19 protein-coding genes are annotated in these 21,735 nt (G+C 35.3%); 3 read left to right on the top strand and 16 right to left on the bottom strand.

The window, feature by feature from the left end:
- Positions 1-63: 63 nt before the first annotated feature.
- Positions 64-411 carry a four helix bundle protein gene (locus F6U93_RS08250; protein ID WP_150938701.1) on the bottom strand — a complete coding sequence of 116 codons (348 nt, stop codon included), beginning with the start codon at positions 409-411 and terminating at the stop codon, positions 64-66.
- Between the two features lie 103 nt (positions 412-514).
- On the bottom strand, positions 515-1,633 hold the full coding sequence (locus tag F6U93_RS08255; RefSeq protein WP_150938703.1) for a diphosphomevalonate/mevalonate 3,5-bisphosphate decarboxylase family protein: 1,119 nt from the start codon (positions 1,631-1,633) through the stop codon (positions 515-517).
- Positions 1,634-1,839: 206 nt separating this feature from the next.
- Here F6U93_RS08255 and F6U93_RS08260 point away from each other — a divergent pair, with 206 nt between their 5' ends.
- Positions 1,840-2,298 carry a DUF4168 domain-containing protein gene (locus tag F6U93_RS08260; RefSeq protein ID WP_150938705.1) on the top strand — a complete coding sequence of 153 codons (459 nt, stop codon included), beginning with the start codon at positions 1,840-1,842 and terminating at the stop codon, positions 2,296-2,298.
- Positions 2,299-2,355: 57 nt separating this feature from the next.
- Here F6U93_RS08260 and F6U93_RS08265 read toward each other — a convergent pair whose 3' ends face one another.
- The 6 genes from F6U93_RS08265 to F6U93_RS08290 all read right to left on the bottom strand — a co-directional run bounded on the left by F6U93_RS08265 (position 2,356) and on the right by F6U93_RS08290 (position 6,229).
- The gene (locus F6U93_RS08265; protein ID WP_150938707.1) at positions 2,356-2,886 is read right to left on the bottom strand and encodes a DUF1697 domain-containing protein; all 531 of its coding nucleotides are present in this window, start codon (positions 2,884-2,886) and stop codon (positions 2,356-2,358) included.
- The gene (locus tag F6U93_RS08270) at positions 2,887-3,159 is read right to left on the bottom strand and encodes a hypothetical protein (RefSeq protein ID WP_150938708.1); all 273 of its coding nucleotides are present in this window, start codon (positions 3,157-3,159) and stop codon (positions 2,887-2,889) included. It abuts the gene before it with no gap.
- Positions 3,149-3,394, bottom strand: a complete 246-nt coding sequence (locus F6U93_RS08275; RefSeq protein WP_150938710.1) for a hypothetical protein — start codon at positions 3,392-3,394, stop codon at positions 3,149-3,151. The genes F6U93_RS08270 and F6U93_RS08275 overlap by 11 nt, the downstream gene beginning before the upstream one ends.
- 74 nt (positions 3,395-3,468) lie before the next feature.
- The gene (locus tag F6U93_RS08280; protein ID WP_150938712.1) at positions 3,469-4,680 is read right to left on the bottom strand and encodes a BaiN/RdsA family NAD(P)/FAD-dependent oxidoreductase; all 1,212 of its coding nucleotides are present in this window, start codon (positions 4,678-4,680) and stop codon (positions 3,469-3,471) included.
- On the bottom strand, positions 4,677-5,363 hold the full coding sequence (locus tag F6U93_RS08285; protein WP_150938714.1) for a glycerophosphodiester phosphodiesterase: 687 nt from the start codon (positions 5,361-5,363) through the stop codon (positions 4,677-4,679). The genes F6U93_RS08280 and F6U93_RS08285 overlap by 4 nt, the downstream gene beginning before the upstream one ends.
- Positions 5,360-6,229 carry an acyl-CoA thioesterase gene (locus F6U93_RS08290; protein ID WP_150938716.1) on the bottom strand — a complete coding sequence of 290 codons (870 nt, stop codon included), beginning with the start codon at positions 6,227-6,229 and terminating at the stop codon, positions 5,360-5,362. Before F6U93_RS08290 ends, F6U93_RS08285 begins: the two co-directional genes overlap by 4 nt.
- A gap of 130 nt (positions 6,230-6,359) precedes the next feature.
- Here F6U93_RS08290 and F6U93_RS08295 point away from each other — a divergent pair, with 130 nt between their 5' ends.
- Positions 6,360-7,163, top strand: a complete 804-nt coding sequence (locus F6U93_RS08295; RefSeq protein ID WP_150938718.1) for an SdiA-regulated domain-containing protein — start codon at positions 6,360-6,362, stop codon at positions 7,161-7,163.
- A gap of 2 nt (positions 7,164-7,165) precedes the next feature.
- On the opposite strand, the gene F6U93_RS08300 is transcribed toward F6U93_RS08295, so the two are convergent.
- Genes F6U93_RS08300 through msrB form a run of 5 tightly spaced genes read right to left on the bottom strand, consistent with a single transcriptional unit; the run spans position 7,166 to position 14,444 of the window.
- Positions 7,166-10,861 carry a metallophosphoesterase gene (locus F6U93_RS08300; protein ID WP_150938720.1) on the bottom strand — a complete coding sequence of 1,232 codons (3,696 nt, stop codon included), beginning with the start codon at positions 10,859-10,861 and terminating at the stop codon, positions 7,166-7,168.
- A 37-nt stretch (positions 10,862-10,898) separates the two neighbouring features.
- Positions 10,899-11,879 (bottom strand): aldo/keto reductase, encoded by a 981-nt coding sequence (locus F6U93_RS08305; RefSeq protein WP_317132839.1) that lies wholly within the window; start codon positions 11,877-11,879, stop codon positions 10,899-10,901.
- 18 nt (positions 11,880-11,897) lie between these two features.
- Entirely contained in the window at positions 11,898-13,460 is a 1,563-nt protein-coding gene (locus F6U93_RS08310) for a protein adenylyltransferase SelO (RefSeq protein ID WP_150938723.1), read from the bottom strand.
- Entirely contained in the window at positions 13,457-13,993 is a 537-nt protein-coding gene (gene msrA / locus F6U93_RS08315) for a peptide-methionine (S)-S-oxide reductase MsrA (protein WP_150938725.1), read from the bottom strand. The genes F6U93_RS08310 and msrA overlap by 4 nt, the downstream gene beginning before the upstream one ends.
- Entirely contained in the window at positions 13,986-14,444 is a 459-nt protein-coding gene (gene msrB, locus F6U93_RS08320; RefSeq protein ID WP_150938727.1) for a peptide-methionine (R)-S-oxide reductase MsrB, read from the bottom strand. The genes msrA and msrB overlap by 8 nt, the downstream gene beginning before the upstream one ends.
- A 202-nt stretch (positions 14,445-14,646) precedes the next feature.
- Here msrB and F6U93_RS08325 point away from each other — a divergent pair, with 202 nt between their 5' ends.
- Entirely contained in the window at positions 14,647-15,843 is a 1,197-nt protein-coding gene (locus tag F6U93_RS08325; protein WP_150938729.1) for a Pycsar system effector family protein, read from the top strand.
- Here F6U93_RS08325 and F6U93_RS08330 read toward each other — a convergent pair.
- The 3 genes from F6U93_RS08330 to F6U93_RS08340 form a co-directional block, all read right to left on the bottom strand.
- On the bottom strand, positions 15,840-18,212 hold the full coding sequence (locus F6U93_RS08330; protein WP_150938730.1) for a GAF domain-containing protein: 2,373 nt from the start codon (positions 18,210-18,212) through the stop codon (positions 15,840-15,842). The genes F6U93_RS08325 and F6U93_RS08330 overlap by 4 nt on opposite strands.
- Before the next feature lie 184 nt (positions 18,213-18,396).
- Entirely contained in the window at positions 18,397-19,050 is a 654-nt protein-coding gene (gene fsa, locus F6U93_RS08335) for a fructose-6-phosphate aldolase (protein WP_068605241.1), read from the bottom strand.
- Between the two features lie 2 nt (positions 19,051-19,052).
- Positions 19,053-21,086: a transketolase family protein gene (locus F6U93_RS08340; protein WP_150938744.1), complete on the bottom strand. Its 2,034-nt coding sequence runs from the start codon at positions 21,084-21,086 to the stop codon at positions 19,053-19,055.
- Positions 21,087-21,735: the final 649 nt, after the last annotated feature.

A 21,735-nucleotide genomic window follows, 5' to 3' on the forward strand; every position in this document is an offset into this window, starting at 1 on the left:
TTTAATATTAAAAACGGTCAACATTATTTAGGGAAGTTCAAATGTAATATTCATTTTAATTTTTTACTGCTTAGCTGATTTGACAATACTTACCAATAGTCTTATTAGCTCAGTAGACTTCGATTTAAATACTTTAAATTCCTCCTCATTAATAAATTTGGTTTCATGAAGTAAATCTAACCAATAGTCTGTTTCATTAGCTTCTTTTAAGCTTATTGACATTTTACTGATAAAATCTGGTTTACTTTGAGCAAATTCAGCTTCCCTGACATTCGCCCCTATAGATGTTCCTGATTTCAATACTTGTCTTGACATCACATATTCTTTTTTATCATATGCCAAGTTTTTATATAATCCCACAATATCTACTGCAAAATTAAAACTCTTGTTTTTAATAACATTTTGTCTCATAACAACCAGAACTAAAAGTAGCCATAAACCTACAATATTAGTTCTTTATTTTCAACAAGAATTTCTCATTTTTAATTATTTCCTTTTAACTATTAATTTTTCATTATTCACTTTTAATTAAATTCGCCCCAAAGCCAACATGATCATTAATATATTGTCCGTTTTGACAAAAAACAGCCAATTCGTTCTCAATAAACGCTAAAACCGTTTTGGCTTCCTTTTCAGGATATAAAACATGTACATTCGCTCCAGCATCTAAGGTAAAACATACTTTAGAACCTGTTTCTGCTCTAAACGCCCATATTTTATTAATGATTTGAAGCGTATTGGGTTTCATTAAAATAAAATACGGCATGCTAGTCATCATCATGGCGTGGAGTGTTAAGGCTTCACTTTCTACTAGGGCAATAAATTTATCGAGATCGCCTTCTTGTAAAATTTTAGAAATGGCTTCTAAGTTTTTATGTGCTTGCTTAAAGCGTTCTTGAGCAAATGGGTGACCATACATCAAATTATGCCCTACGGTACTGCTGACTTGTTTTTCTCCTTTATCGACCAACAATATAGTATCGTGGTAGTTTTTAAAAACATCATGTACTTGATGCGGGAATTTAACGCCGAATAAATCTGAGCTTCCTTCGATATTGGCATGTTCTCCCCAAACCACCAAATCACCTTCCAAGCTTCTACAAGCACTTCCTGAGCCTAGGCGTGCTAAAAAGGATGCTTTTTGAAGGAAATAAGTTTCGTCTTCAGATTTCTCGACTGTACTCGAAATGACATCATCACTTAACAATTCCTTTTCAACACTCATGAGACATAAAGCCAAGGCACTCATTCCTGAGGCGGAAGAAGCGATACCTGAACTGTGCGGAAAAGTATTTGACGTTTCAATCTTAAAATGATAATCCTTTAAAAACGGTAAATAGGTTTCAACGCGCTTAAAAAACGTTTCTATTTTAGGTTTAAAACCATCCTTTTTATCACCGTCTAAAAACACATCAAAGGAAAAGCTGTCACTGTCTTCCTTTTTAGAAAAACTTACAGTTGTTGTGGTTTTACAGTTGTTTAATGTAAAACTTATTGAAGGGTTTTCCGGAATTTGATTTTTCTTCTTTCCCCAATATTTCACTAAAGCAATGTTACTTGGTGAGGACCAAGTGTAACTTCCGTTTTCAACAGTTTTTGCGTAGGCTTTAGGAATAAATTGTGCTTCAGTCATAAGTGGAGTAAAAAATTTTCACAAAGATACTTTTTCCTAATTAATGTTTAGCGCTCAAGGAGATGTTCTGCGCAACCTTCTCCAAACCCTACCTTAATCACTTGTTTTTCAAAATATTAATATTGTGTTAAATACTAATCTCAGTTGGTAAGGCATCGCTTTTATTGTATCATTGAAAAAATAAAATCAATAAAAACTATTACAGAATGAGATTTTCAAAAAAAATTAAAGCCTTAATTGTTTGTTTTTTAATGATGGGAGGCACGATGATGGCCCAGAGCACAGCACCACAAAATGTCACTGTTTCTGACGCAGAACTTGGCAAAATCGCCTCAGTTTTTCAAGGCGTACAAGCCATTAACGTGAAAGCCCAAGAAGGCATGATGAAAACTGTTCAAGACAATGGCTTTGAACTAGACAGATTCAACGAAATATACGAAGCCGCTCAAACTGGTAAAAGCGGTACCAATCTCACTGATGAAGAGAAAGAGAAATTTGGAGAAGTCATGAACGCACTGCAACAGCAACGTGCAGGCATTCAAAAGCAAATGGAAACGGTTATTACAGAAGAAGGACTTACGCTTGAGCGCTACCAAGAAGTAGCTATGGCACTGCAATCTGACACCAAATTACAAGTACGCTTAAAGGCTGAATTAGCGAAATAATAATACACAACACATACTTTTAAAAAAACCTTCCGAAATGAAGGTTTTTTTATGCACTTATTCACACAACTCTAACAACTTCATCATAGTTTTATAGTTTCGTGCTGTGGCCGTGATTTTTAGTTTACGTTCGAAGAAATTATTATTGCATTTGGCTTTGCCATAACCTATAGCACTATGAAAATAAATACAATCATTAGTGATGGAAAAAGTTTCATTAGGCACGTTTAATTTAGAAACTTCGGCCACCAATGCTAATTCTGGCACGTTAAACATCAACATAAAATAACTGTTTTCTTTTTTATCCTGAGGAAATGGACAAGCATCAAAAAGTTCTTGTAAAAGCTTTGGTGTTTTGACCAATACAGGAATTTCAAATGAGAAATGATTTTTTATCGCTTGATGAATTTGATTTTCTAAAACTTCGAGATTGTCTTCGGAAGACTGAAAGATTACATTCCCACTTTGAATATAAGTTTGCACCTGTTCTAGTCCACTTGAAGCAAGCACTTCGCGAAGCGCTGCCATAGGAATTTTATTTTTCCCGCTCACATTAATACCTCGTAAGAATGCTATATAAATATTCATTTAGAAGTTTTGTTTTTGGTTGAGGAATCGGTACACCAAAAGGCTATTAGGTTTTGATACGTAATGAATTGAATAATTGAACCTTTCTAAGGGAATGATTCGAATATCTCTATAACGTATTTGAAAGGCTTCTGGGTATTCGAGGATAATTTGAAGCTGCCTGTTTACATCAAGCCAAAACTCATCTTCTTTACCTGTAAATTCCATGTAGCATTTCGCTTTATGAAATTCTATACGAGCTTCTTCAGAAAAGACGACGTGCTTATCTGCCATACTGAGCTTTAATAGCTTCCCAAGAATGAGTTTTCAATGTTCCGTTTTCATCTCTATCAATCATATCGTCCATCATGGCTTTATAAGCTTCCGAAGGTTCGCTAAAACGCACCGCTTGTTCCTCTAAAGTATATTCGATATAATTTTTAAGTGAACGCTTTTCGAGTTTAGCTTGTTTTTCAAGAATTTCGATAGCTTTATCATCTAACTCAATAAGTTTTTTCGTTTTTCCCATTATATATAGATTATATATACATTAAATATACTAAAAATATATTTAATGACAACTTGAGATGAAAAGTATAATAGCTATTTCGACAAATGCTGCGCTGCAATAAACGCCCCTGTCCAAGCATTCTGAAAGTTAAACCCGCCAGTAATAGCGTCGATATTTAATACTTCACCAGCAAAATAGAGATTTTTTACCAGTTTGCTTTCAAAGGTTTTGAAGTTCACTTCTTTGAGGTTCACACCTCCTGCAGTGACAAATTCTTCTTTAAACGTACTTTTTCCGTCCACATCAAAAACAGCGGTGGTTAATTGACTGGCTAATTCTTCTAATTGCGATTTATTTAAATCGGCCCAACGGGTCGTTTCGGTCATTTGAGACGCTAAAACCAACTTATGCCACAGACGTTTTGGCAAATCAAACTGCGTAGATTTAAACACCGTTTTTTTAGCAAAACCCTGTTTTAAACTTTTAAGAAACTCTAAACAATCGTCAAAACTGCGCTTTATAAAATTAACTTCAATTTGAAACTTATATTCCCGCTTTGCCAATTCCAAAGCTCCAAAAGCCGATAATTTTAAAATAGACGGCGCACTGAGTCCCCAGTGGGTGACAAGCAGTGGCCCTTCGCTTAATAAATCAGTTCCCAGAACACGTACCTCAACATCTAAAGCGACTACTCCAGGAATATCTTGCAAACGGTCATCTTTAATATTGAAGGTAAATAATGAAGGTACTGGTTGTGAAACACTATGCCCTAAACCTTCTAATAATTTCCATATTTTAGGATTGCTTCCTGTGGCTATCATGATTTTTTTAGCAGAAAAAAAGCCTTCGGAAGTATTTATAATAAATTGTTCATTTTCAGCTTCAATCGTTTTTACAGGATGGTTGTAGTAAATGTCTACGTGATGTTTTTCAGCTTCATTTAAAAAACAATCGATAATGGTTTGTGATGAATTTGAAACCGGAAATATACGTCCGTCATCTTCAATTTTAAGTGCGACACCGCGTTCTTCAAACCAAGCGATGGTATCACCAGTCATGAATTGATGAAAAGGACCAAGTAATTCTTTTTCCCCACGGGGATAGTTTTGAACCAGTTCAGAAGGCACAAATTCGGCGTGAGTCACATTACAGCGTCCGCCACCAGAAACCTTAACTTTAGCTAAGCCCTCTTTAGCACGTTCTAAAATAGCGACTTTTAACTCCGGATTTTGCGCGGCAATGTTTATTGCTGCAAAAAAGCCCGCTGCACCACCACCAACCATTATAACGTCTTTGTTTATCATATTCTATCAGGATAATCTGAAATGATGCCAGTCACACCATATTCGATCATGCGTTCGATAGGTTTAAGATTATTTACGGTATAAGTAATCACTTTAAAGTTCTCTTTTAGCTCCTCCACAATTTCAGGAGTCAACATGGTATAATTTGGATGAATTGATACTGCATTAATGCTTTTAGCAAAAGTTACAGCTTCTTCCAAATTGGTATTGGTAAGCACACCTAGCGGAATGTCTTTGTTGATTTTATAAGCTTCTTCTAACAAATCAAACTGAAAACTAGACACGATAATATTACTATAATCCCAGCCTTTTTTTTCAACGAAAAATGTAATTAGACGACAAGCTTCTTTGGCGGTATCTTGCCCTTTGAGCTCAATATTTAATAAACACTTATTATCGACCAAAGCTAAAACCTGTGATAAGGTCGCTATTTGGTAACGCCCTTTCACCTTTACTTTTTTCAAGTTGTTCAAGGTTTGCTTAGACACTTCACCAAGGCCATCAGTCACGCGATTTAATGTGAAATCATGAAAAACCACCAACTCACCAGAAGCACAACGGTGTACATCTATTTCAATACCGTCAACTTTCAAGTCTAAGGCTTTTTTAATGGATTCTAGTGTGTTTTCTGCAAGGTGACCTTTAGCACCACGATGCCCTATTTTTAATACTTTGTTTGTCATTTTTTATCAATTGGACGCATTAAACCTTCTTGTGCTACCGATGCTATGAGTTTACCATCTCTTGTGAATATACTTCCTCTAGCAAACCCTCTGGCGCTTGAAGAACTTGGAGATTCCATAGAATACAACATCCAGTCGTTTAAATCGAAATCTCTAAAATACCACATCGAATGGTCTAAGCTAGCAGTTTGTGTATTGCCCCAGTGCGCTTTACTAGCATGCGGATTAAGAGCTGAAACTAAAATATTGTAATCTGAAATATACGTTAAAATTTGCTGTTTTGTGGCTAAATCTAAATCTTTAGCATCTCCTTTTATTCGAAACCACACATCACTATATGGCGGCACATCCTTTTTATCCATCGGGTTAACAATTTCCGTTGGTTTAAAATCGATAGGACGTTTCACTTCAAAAAAGGCTTTTAAACTTTTCGGTAAAGCATTACCAAACTGATCTAAAATTTCATTCCAGCTTAATAAATCTTCAGGTTGTTTAAGACCTGGTTTCATTTCAATTTGATGACTATAACCTTCTTCTTTGATATGAAAAGATGCCGCTAAAATAAAAATGGTATTTTCGTTTTGATGCGCGGTCACTCGGCGTACCGAAAAACTTCCGCCATCTCTTACCACGGTTACGTTATAGGTAATCAGGTGGTCTAAATTCCCGGCTTCTAAAAAATAAGCATGCATGGAATGTAAAGACCGCTGACTAGATACGGTTCGGCTTGCGGCATTAATAGCCTGAGCCAACACCTGACCACCAAACACAATTGAGTTTCCAATAGTTTTACTAACACCATTAAAAACATAATCGTTAACTTTTTCTAAAACTAAAAGTTTTAATAGATCTTCAACCGTGGTCATTGCTAGTTCTTGTTTTACGGGGTAAATTTATTAAATTATGAACGGCTACGAGAATGTTTTACCAATAGATTAATAAAATTTAATTTTTAAATGATATCTAATCCCCTTATTTTGCTTAAAATTCTGCACGATGCTATTTCCTTTTCATAAATTATTCCTGCTTACCTTACTATTAATAAACTGTAAAACAACACCATTGACAACCATTACTAAATTACCTCATGATTTAAAAGAGGCTTCGGCCATAGAAAAACTGGCAGGCTCCAATTTATTATGGACCATTGAAGATGCCGGCAATAAAAATCATATTTATGGTTTTGACTTACATGGAAATTTAAAAAAGAGTATTGAAATTAGTAATGTGAAGAATAAAGACTGGGAAGATTTAACTTCAGACCAACACGGCAGTCTGTATATTGGTGATTTTGGAAACAATAAAAAGAAACGTGAAAGCTTCTTCATTTACAAAGTTTCAGATTTTGAAAACGATAAATCTTCAGCTGAAAAAATAGAATTTATTCTTCCGAAGAAAACTAAATCAAAAGATTTTGAAAGCTTTTTTCTTCTGAAAGACCACTTTTACATATTTAGTAAAGAGAATAAAAAAACTTTAGTCTTTAAAGTTCCGAATAGTATTGGTAAACATACAGCCGTTTTGATTGATGAGTTCAAATTTGACAAACAATTAAAAAAAATCACTTCTGCCGCTATTAGCGATGATGAACAAACCATTGTTCTTCTGAATCACGACAGAGTTATGAAAATTTCAAATTTTAAAAATGATGATTTTTTTAAAGGGTCCTTAGAAGTTTTAAAATTTAAGCACGATACGCAAAAGGAAGGCCTTTGTTTTAAAAACAATCACACTGTTTACATTACCGATGAACGCGAGAAAAGTGAAGGCGGCAAATTATATGAATTTAATATCAATTAAGCTTATAAGTCTAAGCCCATTCCAAAGGAAAAACGCAGACCATCTTCACTATGAAACAAGGCCATATTTAAGGTAAACATATCCACACCATTTATAAAAACACCGCCACCCACTGAAGTATTCCATTGGTTAGCGTTGTAGCTCCCATTTAATACCAAATCATCTCCTACCCAAACGCGACCATAATCAAATCCGCCATAAACACCTAAATACAGTGGTAATAACCCTGTTTTAACTTTTCGGAAGTTATAACGTAAATCTGCGGTTTGCAGGTAAGCATTTTTACCTGTAAAACGTTCATTTCTAAAACCTCTTAAGCCATTATTAGCACCAATATTTGCAGCTTGATAAAATTCAAAACCATCACCTATATTAAAATGCCCCTTAAATTTTGTCGCAAGCACCAACTTGCCACTTTCAACCAACTTGTAATCAAAGCCCAGCTCTGGAATTATATACCCGAACTCTTTTGTATTTCCTAAATTGTTTTTATAGCCTGCTTTTAAACCAAACAACATTCCAAGCGTTGGAAAGGCATGATTATCAGAGTTTTTATATTGATAAACAACTTCAGCACCAATAAACTCGTTGCTAAAGCTCCCATCATCTCCAATATAAGCATCATTTATAAAGCGACCACTTGTTGCTTCAACCACTATATCTTCGTAAGCGACACCAAATCTAAAAGACCCGCCCAACTGGCCATTCCAAATTAACGTTGGCTCAAACTTTAAGGTTTCTAACTTCACACGGTTATAATTCAAATCAAAATCATCTGCGTTGTTTCCATTGGCTTCAAAATTAGGTGTACTGTTACCATAGCCAAAAAAGTTTATGGTATAATTCGGACTGGTAAATCTACCCGCTATTCCTAAATTAAAATTACCGAAGACATTAGCAAACTCACTATTTAGAGCTAAATCGAAACCATTTGTAGCGAAAAAATAGGCTCCAGAAAGGCTGTGTTTTGAAGTAAACGGATTTCTTTCAAAACCATAATTAGCCCATGTATTTTTAAAACCTAATTTAACCCCATCATCAGGATTCACACCAATGGCTGGTAATAATTGATTGGTATTGTTTTTTAGTTTTTTATAGTGATAGAGATTGACTTCATAATCATCCGTTAATTTTTTCTTGCCTTTTTGAGTTAAAAATTCATTTTTCTTAGTTTTTTGGTCATAAATTTTCAATTTTTTACCATTCAGGATATTATAAACATCATTATTCTGACCTCCAATTAATCGTATTTTTATTAGCTGCTTTCCTTCGCCTTGAACTTCAAAACGGTCATCATCATCTAAACCGTAGATCCAAATTTCTTTAGTATTTCTTGATTGGTAAGTTCGGTCATGAATCACATCGGCTTTTTTTCCTTTTTTGATTCTGAACACTTTCACTTTCGTTTTGCCATGAGGTAAACGTGTGATATCAAACCAATCATCTTTATGTGTTCCTTTTATTACAGCAAATCTATTAATATGCTTATAATAAGTATCTGAAATTTGCTTAAGATTAGCCCGTCTTCCTTTTAACTTCTCCTTAATTTCTTTTATGTTTTTTTGATTAAGTTCTAAAGGAAGATTTAAAAAAGCAGCATCAATAACATCATCTGTTATATGTTTTTGCAAGAATTCTACCTGACTATCCCAAACCGCTTTTTCAGACTCCGTAATGAGTGCCATATCTAAAGCGTAAGGCGAGGTATTGAACCATTTTGGTTTTTTTAAATTATTAGAATAGCTCTTCATTCCTCTAACGGAAGGCTCTAAAACCGTAATCAAATTAGGTAAAAAGCCATCAGACAAAATTGAAAAAGCTTGATCACGATCTCTAGGCACGGGACGATAAACCGTTTTACCTTTTTCTTTAAATTCTGCCCAACGCCATTGGTCGGCGTGTCTATCCCAATCTCCTATAAGCATATCAAAAAGTCTGGCTTTTATATAAGCTTGCTCGTCAAGCACGTACTTCTCATCGGCAGCCAAATTAATGAGTAAATCATCTGTACTCACCATCTCGTTTGAAAACCCAAAACTCTCCTGATCACCATGACCAGAATCTGTTCGCTCTTCAATCATGTACAATTCTTCGCCAAAACCCTCAACAAAACGTCCTAAACTTGGTTGTTTCGGTACATAGTACAATATAGGATTGGTGTGATAAATATTAACCGCATCAGCCAAACTTCCAATCACAAATGGCGCATAAGGATATGAACCTGCAAAAACATCTAACATTAACCCTTTAGTGTAAGTTTCGCTAAATTGCTCTTCAATAAATTGATCTTTAAAGGCTACAGCCTGAATAAATTGCTCGGCATCTTTGCGCAAGGCACGCATAACATATTCTTTGCCTTTATCATCTACTAAACGTAAGGATCTTGATTGCTGACCACCTCCTACTCTAACCGGTTTCAACCCGCCAAAAAGCGTATCTAAGTTGACGGTTGGCGCTAATACTTTGGTACTATAATCTTCACGGTAGCGCTCACCCCATAACCATTTATACAAGCCTCCTTTTTCGGTTTCAGAATTTGCGTAAACAGACCCTTTTTTTTCCTTCGGAAAGGGCACAGAAAGGCTATCCATCGTTTTATAATCGTCTTCAGGAAGCACCTCTGTTTGATAAACTATCTCATTTTCTGAATAAAAACGAACGTATGACGCCCCGTCTTTAAAAACATCTAACCTCGCATAACCAGGGGCTCCGTATGAAAATTGTCCACCACCAACATTTCTTGTTGCCGTCGTTTTAGACCCTGCACCACTAATAATTTGAGGTAAATTATCTTCAATAATGTACTGCAAACTATGGTCATGACCAGAAACAAATATAGTTTTGTCATTCTTTTGAGCCAAGGTCACTATTCGTTTTCTAAACGCTGAGTAACGTGAATTTTGGGTATCAACTGTAATAACACCACCCGTTTTTCGCATTAGGTTTTTTAGGGATCCCAAACCAGGCAATGGTGTCATGTGGCTTTTAAAATCATAGTGACCACCATGTGTCCCGTTAGTAAACATTGGGTGATGAATAGCTACTATTGTAGTTTTTCCTCTGGCTTTTTTAATCTCGCCATCAAAAACCTCAAAAAACTTCTCTCTCGTTTTTATCTCACAATCATCATTTATGGTGGGGTGTTTATTCCAGTTTGTCATATACCATTCGGAATCAACCAAAATTAAGACTGTGTGGTCTGAAATTTTAATACGTTCTATGGGGCAGCCATTTTCAGGTAGAAATGTGTTTTTACCAAGCCGATTTTCAATATATTTTTCTTGTCTTTTCACGCCCTTTAAACCATCATTATACCAGTCATGATTTCCAGGAATAAAAATTGTTTCGCCTTTAAAGTTTTTAACAGCATCCATTTGCACATCTAACTGATGCTCGGCAAAAGCCCTTTCTTTTTCACCTTTAGCAGGTAATCCTTTGGGGTAAATATTATCACCCAAAAAGATGGCTGTACTGTTTTCAGAAGCTTGGCTTAGTTCTTTTTCAAAGGCCTTTATGGTTTCTGTGGAAGTCCCAATTGGCGCATTACCAGCATCACCAATTAAGTAGAAAGAATGTACTATTTCCTTATTTGGAAATGTAGATAACTTGTCCTGGTCTTTATATTGTGCTTTAAAATTGGCACAGGCATGCAAAAGCAATACAAGTAGGATAGTAAAAGGAAGTTTAAAACGCTTCATAATCATGACATGAATAACTGAATATCAAGTTAATAAATTAGTTCCAATGGAGGTGACTACGCTCTTCCCAATAAAAACTAGGTGAGACTTTCATATTTTTTAGCCATTCGAGATCTTTTGTATCTAATCTAAAATCGTTTGCTTTTAAATTTGCTTTTAGCTGCTCAACATTTGATGCGCCGCTGAGCACATAATCTGGTTGAAGATGGTCCATCACAAAGCGTAAAGCAATGGCATCTACCCCAACTTTGTATTTTTTAGATAGTTGTTTTAAAATCATATACGCTTCTTTATACTTAGGAAACAGGTCATTCTCAAAAACACGTCCGTTTGCTAGAGCTTCTTTAACAATCACTGTTTTGCTGCTGGCTATCACCGTTTTTAAAACCTCAAAAGTGGATTGTTCAAACACATTAAAAGACACCTGAAAACTATCGAATAAAGGCTTTCCGTTTACTTCAATTTTTAAAGCTTCGGTTATGACTTCTTTCTGATTCTCACCACTGGTTGTGATTCCAATATTTAAATCTGTTTCATCTTTAATGCGGCATAATGCTTCTAAAACCGCTTGATTTTCCAGAACGCCACTATCAAAAGTCGCAGAATGTATTTGGTAATATTTTAAACTTGGCAGCATGGCTTTGGACACTTGCCATTGCTCGACCAATTTCTCAAGAGAATGCTCCTTGATTTCATGCTTCCCTGGATAGCCTAACTCCCAATTCGCCACATAAGTATAGCCCCATTTTGTGCCTAAAATAACAGCTTTATGTTTTGTTTGGGTTTGCCATTCCTGTAAAAAAGCTTCGCCCTTTCCATAGGAAGGTGCCGTATCAAAATAACGCACCCCTAAATCATAAGCTTCATCTAGAACTGAAAACGTGTTATTTTTAAAAGCTTCCTCGGTTTTATCAATATCTTGATTGGTTCGAATATTAATGTATTCTGGCCTCCCTAATGCCGCTAAACCTAAACCTATTTCTGTTGAAGATTTTTTGATGATGCTAATTTTAATTATTACTTTTTAACTTAGTCCCTATGAACTACAAGACAACATAGAACACCCCACTTTATTTCTAGCCCATTCCGGACGTTTGGCGAACCATTTTTCATGCTCTGGTTGTTCGGCGTAAGGTTGTTTTAAAAGTTGGAACAACTCATCAATTAAACTATAATCGCCGTCATCAGCAGCATCAATAGCCAGTTGTGCCATGTAATTTCTAAGCACATATTTCGGGTTTACCGTATTCATTTTGCTTTGCCTTTCGGAATTTGAAACAGACGCCTCATTTAAACGCTTTGCATAAGTTTCAAACCAAGTATTCCAACGGGTTTCAACGGTTCCCGTAATGTCTTCTGGCTTATAAAAAGCATCATGTATGACTTTTAAACCTTCTTCTGGTTTCTCCTTTTGAAAATGACTTAAATTCCTGAAAAAGATGGTCATATCGGTTTCCGTGAGATGCAGAATATCTTCTAAATCTTGAATGAGTAATTTGTCTGAATCAGCTTCGGTTTGTAAACCTAATTTTGAGCGCATCATTTTAAAAGATACTTTATCGAAAGTAGTTTGGTAGCTGTTTAAAATAGCTTCTAAAGCTGGGACATCTTCGATTAATGGGTAAATAGCATTGGCTAGCTGAAGCAAATTCCATAGTCCCATATTGGGTTGATTGCCGAAACGGTATCGTTTATGCTGTCTATCGGTGATATTAGGCGTCCATCCAAAATCAAAGCCCTCTAGCCAACCGTATGGTCCGTAATCTATGGTTAACCCTAAAATAGACATATTATCAGTATTCATGACACCATGTACAAAACCAACGCGTTGCCAGTGGATAATCATGTCTAAAGTACGTTGGGTCACTTTCTTAAAAAATGCCAAATAGGTATCTTTTGATGGTTCACCTAACCCTTTAAAATGATGTTTTATCGTGTAATCGACTAAAGTTTTGAGTGATTTTGTATCCTGTCTGGCAGCGAATATTTGATAATTTCCAAACCGCAGAAATGATTCGGCCGTACGACAAACAATAGCACCTTTTTCATATTCGGGATTACCATTGTACAACACATCGCGAAGCACTTGGTCGCCTGATAAGGCTAATGATAGCGCACGCGTAGTTGGCACGCCTAGGTGAAACATGGCTTCGCTACACAAATACTCCCGAATGGAAGAGCGCAAAACCGCCAAACCATCGGCAGTACGTGAATACGGTGTTTCTCCAGAGCCTTTTAATTGCAGCGCCCATTTTTTATTATCATGTTTAACTTCACATAAATTTATAGCACGACCATCACCCAATTGACCGGCCCAATTCCCAAATTGATAGCCTCCGTAACACATGGCATATGGGGTTGTATTTGGTAAAACCATATTCCCAGTAAAGACCTTTAAGAAATCTTCCGTTTTGCTGTCTTTTTCTGAAAGCCCGAGATTGTCAAGCATTTCAGGAGATACATGAAGCATTTCTGGCTGCGCTGTTTTCTTAGGCGTCACATAAGAAAAACAGGCTTTTTCCACCTGTCTTCTGTTGTTTTCCAGAACAGGATCGGCGGGTAATTCTTTGGTAAATTTATCGTTGATGTTCAGTTTCATGCTTTTAATTTATCCGAGTGTAATTGGCGGAGTTTCGTCAGTTTTGGTGTGATTACAAAACTACAATAACCCTGTGTAGGATGCGTGCGGTAATAATTTTGATGTTCGGCTTCAGCCTCATAAAAAACATCTAACGGTGAAATTTCAGTTACTATAGGTTTTTTATAGTAAGTACTTATTTCCTCAACCACACTTTTCGCGATTTGTTCTTGTTTTTCATCGTGAAAATAAATCACCGAACGGTATTGCGTGCCTTTATCGGCGCCCTGCTGATTCAAGGTAGTAGGATCATGGGTGGTCATAAAAATGATTAAAATATCCTGATATGAAATCACATCGGGATCAAAAGAAATCTGAATCACCTCGGCATGCCCGGTTAATCCGGAACAAATTTCACGATACGTAGGATGCCCAGGCACCATACCACCAGAATATCCTGAAACGACCTTTTCTACGCCTTTAACTTCTTGAAAAACCGCCTCTGTACACCAGAAACAACCACCGCCAACGGTAGCAATTTGTAATTTACTCATGATCGTCCTCCTTTTCTAAAACCATGGATGCAGAATTGATACAGTAGCGTAATCCGCTAGGTTCTGGCCCATCTGGAAAAATATGACCCAAATGTGCGTCACAAACATTGCACATCACCTCAACGCGCACCATTCCGAAAGTGGTATCTTTTTCGTACTTAATTGCATTCTCTTTAATGGGTTGTGTAAAACTAGGCCAACCGGTTCCTGAACTAAATTTAATTGTAGAATCAAATAACGGGGCATTGCAACATACGCAATTGTATTTCCCTTCATCATAGGTGGTACACAAATCTCCGCTATGGGCATGTTCTGTACCTTTTTTTCGGGTAATTCTGAATTGTTCTGGCGTTAATTCTTCTTGCCAGGCTTCCTCACTTTTGTCTATGCGTTTGTCAGGAATTGGGTTTCCGTTTACGGCGAAACTCATAACATCTTTCCAAGTTAACATATCATAATTCTTTCTTTTTATTATTTTATAACCTTAATTATTTCCAACATAAAACCAGTCGGAAAACCTTATAAAAACTTACGTTGCTATCGTCTGCGTAAAATCATCACGACATGATGTCTCTATAAAATCACAGGATTTTATAACCACAAAAAATATTGTTGTAAAGTTTAGTATTTTTACTAAATAATAAGGAGCATTTATGGAAAAACTTATCGCTGAAGCTAAAAAATTTACCTCTAATTTATTAAACGAAAAATTAGATACGGCTTTTTTGTACCATAACTTAACGCACACCCAACGTGTGGTAGAAAAATCAGAGTTTTTAGCAAATTCAGCTAGTGTAACTGAACACGAGAAAAACCTCCTGACATTGGCGTCATGGTTTCACGATACGGGTTACACAAAAAGTATTGAAAATCACGAAGAAGAAAGCACTTTAATTGCGAAATCCTTTTTAAGCAACAAACAGTGTCCGAAAGCTGATATCGACATGATTTGCGATCTTATTTTAGCCACTAAAAGGAATTATAATCCTAAAACAATTTTAGAAAAAATAATTAGAGATGCTGATTGTTCACATATAGGCAGTAAAAATTATTTTGAAATTTTAGAATTACTAAAAAAAGAATGGGAACTCACCTGCAACAAACAAAGCTCTGAAGCTGAATGGCTAGATGAAAATATTAAATTTCTAACGACTGAACATCGTTTTTACACCATACAAGCCAATGCAAGCTGGCAAAAGAGAAAAGGCAAAAACGTCTCAGAATTACTAAAAGAAAAGCAGAAATTAAAGTCGGAGAGCATCAAGCAAAAACATAAAAACGAAACCTTAAATTTAAAAAAACATCGTGCAGACGTTCCTGAGCGTGGTATTGAAACGATGTTTCGGGTGACTTTAAGAAACCACATTGAATTAAGTAATATTGCCGATACAAAAGCTAATATTCTACTTTCAGTAAACGCCATTATTGTGTCGTTATTGATTTCAAACCTTGTTTCTAAACTCGATAAACCTTCTAACGATTATTTAATTATACCTACCGCCATATTCGTGATTTTCACTGTAATTTCAATCATACTTTCCATCATGGCAACCCGCCCAAATGTGACTAGCGGAAAATTCACGAAAAAAGATGTAAAAAACAAAAAAGTCAACCTCTTATTTTTCGGAAACTTCCATAAAATGAGCCTTAAAGATTTTGAATGGGCTATGGGAGAAATGATGCAAGATCGTGATTACCTATATTCTTCCATGAAAAAAGACTTGTATTTTCTTGGTTTGGTATTGGATAAAAAATATAAAATTCTGCGTTTAACTTATGCTGTGTTTATGATTGGTATTATCGTTAGTGTACTAGCATTTGCCTTTTCCACATATTTTTACACCTACTAATCCTGGATTGTATTGAGTAAGTCGTCATAGGTAAATCCAGGCATATGATTCTGGTCATTATGATAAACCACACCTACACGAATCGCCTTCAAGCCTGTTACGGCCTGTAAATCTTGAACGTCTACAATTTTAATATCGCTGTCTAGATAGTTCTTAGATTGTAAAAACTTGATGTAACGCAAATACTCTATTTCATCTTGTTTCTGCGAATACACAATACTAATTTTACCTTTTTGGGTCACACGTTCGTTCGTCCCTTTTATAAATGCTTTATCCACCCGTTTTTTCACAATTTCATAGCGGGCATTATACGTCCCATCTACATCAAATTGCTTCTCGTCCATTCTAAAACTAATAGACAAAGGTTGATTAAACACCAAAATCATTGAAGCTGTATCTAATTGCACCGGAAAATCACTTTGCATGCTGTAATAGACGTTTTCCATTTCGCACATGACTTGCAACTGCCACAGCCTTAAATTGTATAAGTAAATTGGGTTAAAGCTATCTTCTTTAGTTATAGACTCTCCAATGTACATGGTATGCTCGACTCCATCTGTTTTATAACGTTCAAAGAAATGCGGATACATGGCTTGTGCTTCAATTTGTTTTTCATCAAGGTAAAAAGCCATCTCACGATTTATATGTGCAATGGTATCATCATAAGATTTTCTATGTTTATATAATGATTTCGTTCTATCATCAATGCTTTCAAAGTAAATATCTATATCGATTTTTAAAACATTATCCTTACGAACATGAGCAAAAACAGGTTCTATATCTTGTTTGAAAAATTGTGTAATTTGCTGCTCGCTATCAACTTGAAAACGGGTATTTAAATCTTCTAAAAAATTATTGATTTGATAAATAAACTGCTCATAAATGGGCAATTTATTTAGTTTGGTTGCTTTTTCAAAAATTGATTTGGCCGCATGAAGTTGTAAAGTTAAATCTAACTTGGTTGCTTCATTTCTAGCCTCTGAAGAGCTTTTTATATCAATTTGACCATAAAGCGGGTAAACATTTTCAAATGCAATGTGTTTAAATACAGGCTCTATCCCGTCTATTTCCGTTTTGATATAACTTTTTGCTTCTTTGATAAAGCGCCATTTTACGCTAGGGTGAATTGAAGTACATTCCTTTTGAATAATGGCCTCTATTAAATTATCCTCTTCACGTTTAGAACGCTCAACCGAGGCCACAATATAAGGGGTAATCACCCCAAGTTTATTCGCGTTTATACTATTTAAGGCATAAGGCGTTGAAGACACAACTTCAAGAATCCCCATCAAACCGTCATCATTTGCAATTGGGGCTAAAATCGCACTTTTCACACCTTGAGCGTACAAGCTTTGAATTTCTGGCGAGCAATCTCCCGCTTTTTCACGCATCCCATCTACATTAGATACTGTGAGATATTTGTGCTCATTTATTAATCTATTATAAGACCACTCACATAATGCATTACAACATTTTTCACTTTCTGTTTTCCCGAGTATATAACTACTCACTTCTTCTCCGTAATAACGATAAAATAAACCTTCTTGCTTATCAAATAATGACACTCCAACTTTGATGTCGCTAACACCAAGCAGGGACTTAAAAATACCATCAAAATCATCTAACTTAGTTCTATCACTTTTCTGATCTCCAGAAAGTAAGGTAGACTTGATATTTGAAATGGATTGATCTTCGGTAACATCAAAAATATTAGAAATTACAAAACCACTAAAAATGTAACTGTTAGGCGGAAACTTTTCTTTCCAAAGTTCAACATTTTCAAAATTATCTAACAACTCATAATAATCTTTCTCTGTGATCTTAACCGTATTAGTTTTAGGTGTGATTTCACAAAAATCGGTATTATATAAAATTTTATAATGTCGAATCACCCCATTAGCATCAGGGATTTTATAGTAAAAAGGCACCTTATATTTAACATCATAGCCATAATAAAAATTCAAAATCGTAGCACACACAATAATGTAAACATCATCGTTAGGCAGTGCATCCATCTGAAGCTGAAAATCTTCTCCTCCGGCTTCAATAATGTTTTTAAATCTTTCTGAAGGATTAAAAAACAAGTCCTGAAAAGGTACCGTTCCGGTTTTAATTTCATTTTTACCAAGTAACGGGTTAAAAGTGTCTTGAAGAAGATATTCAATCTGTTTTTCGCGTGTATTTAATATAGAAGCATCAGTAAAACCATCACGTAATTCTGGATAATCTTCAGCTAATTTTAAAATGCTATTAGCTTTTTCCGCTGTAAATGCGTTATCACTTTTAGCGAGCTCTTCGTATTGCTCAAAAAGTTTGTTAAAACTAATTTTCAACTCTAGGGGTGAATCTAATAAATTATTAATATCCATAGCACGAAAAACTTAACTCCCAAATTTATGAAATAATGAGGGTTTATCTATATCTATAAGACGAAAACGCCATAAAAACATAACACTTCCACAACAAACTTTATTAATTGGAACGAAAAAAGCTTCTCTTTTTAAGAATATCTCCTAAAAAGCAAAGCTTTTAACTTATTATGATTTCAAGAAATTAGTTCCCTTTCTTGTAGTCTTCTAAAAATTTAGCTAAACCGATATCTGTTAAAGGGTGTTTTAATAATCCTTTAATTGAAGATAATGGCCCAGTCATTACATCAGATCCTAATTTTGCACAATCAATAACGTGCATAGTGTGACGTACTGAAGCAGCTAAAATTTGAGTTTCGAAACCGTAGTTATCGTAAATCTGTCTGATTTCAGCAATAAGGTTTAACCCATCGGTTGAAATATCATCTAAACGACCAATAAATGGCGACACATAAGTTGCTCCAGCTTTGGCTGCTAATAAAGCTTGACCAGCAGAAAATACTAAAGTGACATTTGTTCTAATACCTTTATCTGAAAAGTACTTACAAGCTTTAATTCCATCAGCAATTAAAGGTAATTTTACCACAATTTGTGGGTGAAGGGCCGCTAAAGCTTCACCTTCTTTTACCATACCTTCAAAGTCTGTTGAGATCACCTCAGCACTCACATCACCTTCAACAATATCACATATTTTAGTGTAGTGTGCTAATATGTTTTCAGCGCCTGTAATACCTTCTTTAGCCATTAAAGAAGGGTTTGTTGTTACCCCGTCTAAAACACCTAAAGCTTGTGCTTCAGCGATATCATCAAGGTTTGCTGTATCTATAAAAAATTTCATAATTATACGGTTTTTAAATATTCTAATACTTCGTTGCTTACTTTTTCGCCTGTAAATCCAAATTTTTCATCTAATACAGATGCTGGTGCAGAATAACCAAAGTGATCAACACCGAACACTTTTCCGTTATCACCAACAAGACCTTCTAAATTCACCGGTAAACCTGCTGTTAAACCAAATAATGGTTTATTTTTAGGAATGATGCTGTTTTGGTAATCTTTAGATTGTAATCTGAAAACACCTTCAGAAGGAATAGAAGCAATATTAACTTTCAAGCCTTTTTCGCCTTCTAAAATTTTAGCTGCAGCTAATAATGTTGAAACTTCCGATCCGTTTGCAATTAAAACCACATCTGGATTTTCAACTTCCTTCACTAAGTAACCACCTTTTTCAGCAGCTAAAGCCTCTTGATATCTTGATTCACCTTGAGCAGGAACATCTTTAATGCCTTGTCTTGATAAGATTAAACCAGTAGGCGTATTTTTGTTTTCTAAAGCCATTTTCCAAGCCACGTTTGTTTCTGCTGAATCGGCAGGACGTAAGGCTAAGAAACTTGGGTTTCCGCTATGGTTCTTTAATTTTTCTAATAAACGAATTTGAGCTTCTTGCTCGATTGGCTGGTGTGTTGGTCCATCTTCACCTACTCTAAAGGCATCGTGAGTCCATACATACTTAACTCCTAATTCTTGGATACCACTTAAACGAATGGCTGGTTTCATATAATCTGAAAACACGAAGAATGTAGCTACCACAGGAATAATTCCACCATGTAAGGCTAATCCGTTTGCAATACAAGCCATGGTTAATTCGGCAACACCTGCTTGCAAGAAAGCTCCTGAGAAGTCTCCTTTTTTAATGGCATGTGTTTTCTTTAAGAAACCATCGGTTTTATCAGAGTTTGATAAATCGGCAGAAGACACAATCATGTTTTCTACATTTTCAGCTAAGTAACCTAATACTGCTGAAGAAGCCGCTCTTGTTGCTAAACCTTCTTTTTGAGCTAAATCGAAATCTAATTCTGGTAATTCACCAGAGAAGAAGAAGTCTAATTTTTCAGCTAAAGCTGGGTTGGCATCGCTCCAAGTTTTGATTTCAGCTTTCTTTTTAGCCGCTTGTGCTGTTTTTTCAGCAACTAAGTTTTTATAAAAATCTTGAACATCGTCAAAAATTTCAAAAGGATTATTAACGTCTGCTCCTAAGTTTTCTAATGTTTTTTCGTAATCAGCTCCTGATGCTCCAATAGGCTGACCGTGTAATTCACAGTAGCCTTCGTACATACTTCCATCAGCAGCTAAACAGCCTTTACCCATTATTGTTTTACCAATAATTAAAGTTGGCTTTTCAGTTTCATTATTGGCATCAGTTAATGCTTTTCTTATTTGATCATGATCATGACCATCGATAGTAACCACTTTCCAACCCCATGATTCGTATTTCATAGCGGTATCTTCAGTAGTCACCTCATCAGTAGAAGTTGATAACTGAATGTCGTTAGAATCGAAAAACATAATAAAATTACTAAGTCCTAAGTGACCTGCAATACGACCAGCACCTTGAGATACTTCTTCTTGAATACCACCATCAGAAATAAAACCATAAACTTTATGGTTCATCCAATCACCAAATTTAGCTTGTAAAAACTTCGCACCAATTGCAGCTCCCACACCCATAGTATGACCTTGACCTAGCGGTCCAGATGTATTTTCAATACCTCTTTTTACATCAACTTCTGGGTGACCTGGAGTAATAGAACCCCATTGTCTGAAATTAGCAACATCATCTTTAGCATAGTTTCCTAATAGGTAATACTGGGCATACATTAACGTAGATAAGTGACCTGCATCCATAAAGAAACGGTCTCTAAAAGCCCACTCCATATCTGAAGGGTCATAATTAAAAAATTCTGAGTATAAAATGTGCATAAAATCTGCACCACCCATTGGTCCACCTGGGTGACCCGATTTCGCTTTTTCTACCATTGCAACAGCTAATGCTCTAATATTATCTGCTGATTGCTGATCAATTTGTTTGTTCATTTTTTAATTATAATTTGTATTTTCTAAATTCTATGCATTGGTTTACTTCTAGAAACACAGAATATTCATAATTTAAACTTCTCAAAATCAATTTACACTCATAGTTAAGGACTTAAAAACACAACACTCATATTGATTTTAAACCGTTTACCTAGATTTATAAAATGATTTTTGCAAATATATAACCTTTAATGGGTTGAGGTAAAAAAAACCATAGAATTTAATTAAAATTAACGAAAGCGTTTAAGTAAAATTAAAAACCTATTTGCGCAACAGACAAAAGAAACTAAAACCCAATGTTCTAAAACACTTAAAACGCAACGAATCATTTAGTGAAGGAGTAGCATTTATATAATTCAACAACAAATGACATCATAACTCATTAGAAATAATCCCCTTTCCAAGAGTTTAGAGTGCTTTTCCATCTCACCAACAGAAGTCAGGTTTCTAATTATTTCCGTTTAAAAGAACGCTTTTTTAATATCAAATAGCGATCATGACAATCATTTATGTTTATGCTAAAGACATCAAATTATGACTAACATTGAGTGGTAAGACTACTTGTTTAGTGAGTAATAAGGTGTTTTTATTTTTCTCAACTTGATTGCGAACATAAAAATGAATTCATAATTTTAATGTCATAAATATT

It is taken from the genome of Pseudotamlana haliotis, assembly GCF_008806375.1.
Taxonomy (GTDB): Bacteria; Bacteroidota; Bacteroidia; order Flavobacteriales; family Flavobacteriaceae; genus Pseudotamlana; species Pseudotamlana haliotis.

Excerpts from the sequence above, each read along its gene's own strand:
- F6U93_RS08330 (WP_150938730.1), bottom strand. The coding sequence starts at position 18,212 with ATGGATATTAATAATTTATTAGATTCACCCCTAGAGTTGAAAATTAGT.
- msrB (WP_150938727.1), bottom strand. The coding sequence starts at position 14,444 with ATGTTAACTTGGAAAGATGTTATGAGTTTCGCCGTAAACGGAAACCCA.
- F6U93_RS08270 (WP_150938708.1), bottom strand. The coding sequence starts at position 3,159 with ATGGCAGATAAGCACGTCGTCTTTTCTGAAGAAGCTCGTATAGAATTT.
- F6U93_RS08340 (WP_150938744.1), bottom strand. The coding sequence starts at position 21,086 with ATGAACAAACAAATTGATCAGCAATCAGCAGATAATATTAGAGCATTA.
- F6U93_RS08300 (WP_150938720.1), bottom strand. The coding sequence starts at position 10,861 with ATGAAGCGTTTTAAACTTCCTTTTACTATCCTACTTGTATTGCTTTTG.
- msrA (WP_150938725.1), bottom strand. The coding sequence starts at position 13,993 with ATGAGTAAATTACAAATTGCTACCGTTGGCGGTGGTTGTTTCTGGTGT.
- F6U93_RS08255 (WP_150938703.1), bottom strand. The coding sequence starts at position 1,633 with ATGACTGAAGCACAATTTATTCCTAAAGCCTACGCAAAAACTGTTGAA.
- F6U93_RS08285 (WP_150938714.1), bottom strand. The coding sequence starts at position 5,363 with ATGACAAACAAAGTATTAAAAATAGGGCATCGTGGTGCTAAAGGTCAC.
- F6U93_RS08310 (WP_150938723.1), bottom strand. The coding sequence starts at position 13,460 with ATGAAACTGAACATCAACGATAAATTTACCAAAGAATTACCCGCCGAT.
- F6U93_RS08250 (WP_150938701.1), bottom strand. The coding sequence starts at position 411 with ATGAGACAAAATGTTATTAAAAACAAGAGTTTTAATTTTGCAGTAGAT.
- F6U93_RS08325 (WP_150938729.1), top strand. The coding sequence starts at position 14,647 with ATGGAAAAACTTATCGCTGAAGCTAAAAAATTTACCTCTAATTTATTA.
- F6U93_RS08295 (WP_150938718.1), top strand. The coding sequence starts at position 6,360 with ATGCTATTTCCTTTTCATAAATTATTCCTGCTTACCTTACTATTAATA.
- F6U93_RS08290 (WP_150938716.1), bottom strand. The coding sequence starts at position 6,229 with ATGACCACGGTTGAAGATCTATTAAAACTTTTAGTTTTAGAAAAAGTT.
- F6U93_RS08265 (WP_150938707.1), bottom strand. The coding sequence starts at position 2,886 with ATGAATATTTATATAGCATTCTTACGAGGTATTAATGTGAGCGGGAAA.
- fsa (WP_068605241.1), bottom strand. The coding sequence starts at position 19,050 with ATGAAATTTTTTATAGATACAGCAAACCTTGATGATATCGCTGAAGCA.
- F6U93_RS08260 (WP_150938705.1), top strand. The coding sequence starts at position 1,840 with ATGAGATTTTCAAAAAAAATTAAAGCCTTAATTGTTTGTTTTTTAATG.
- F6U93_RS08280 (WP_150938712.1), bottom strand. The coding sequence starts at position 4,680 with ATGATAAACAAAGACGTTATAATGGTTGGTGGTGGTGCAGCGGGCTTT.
- F6U93_RS08275 (WP_150938710.1), bottom strand. The coding sequence starts at position 3,394 with ATGGGAAAAACGAAAAAACTTATTGAGTTAGATGATAAAGCTATCGAA.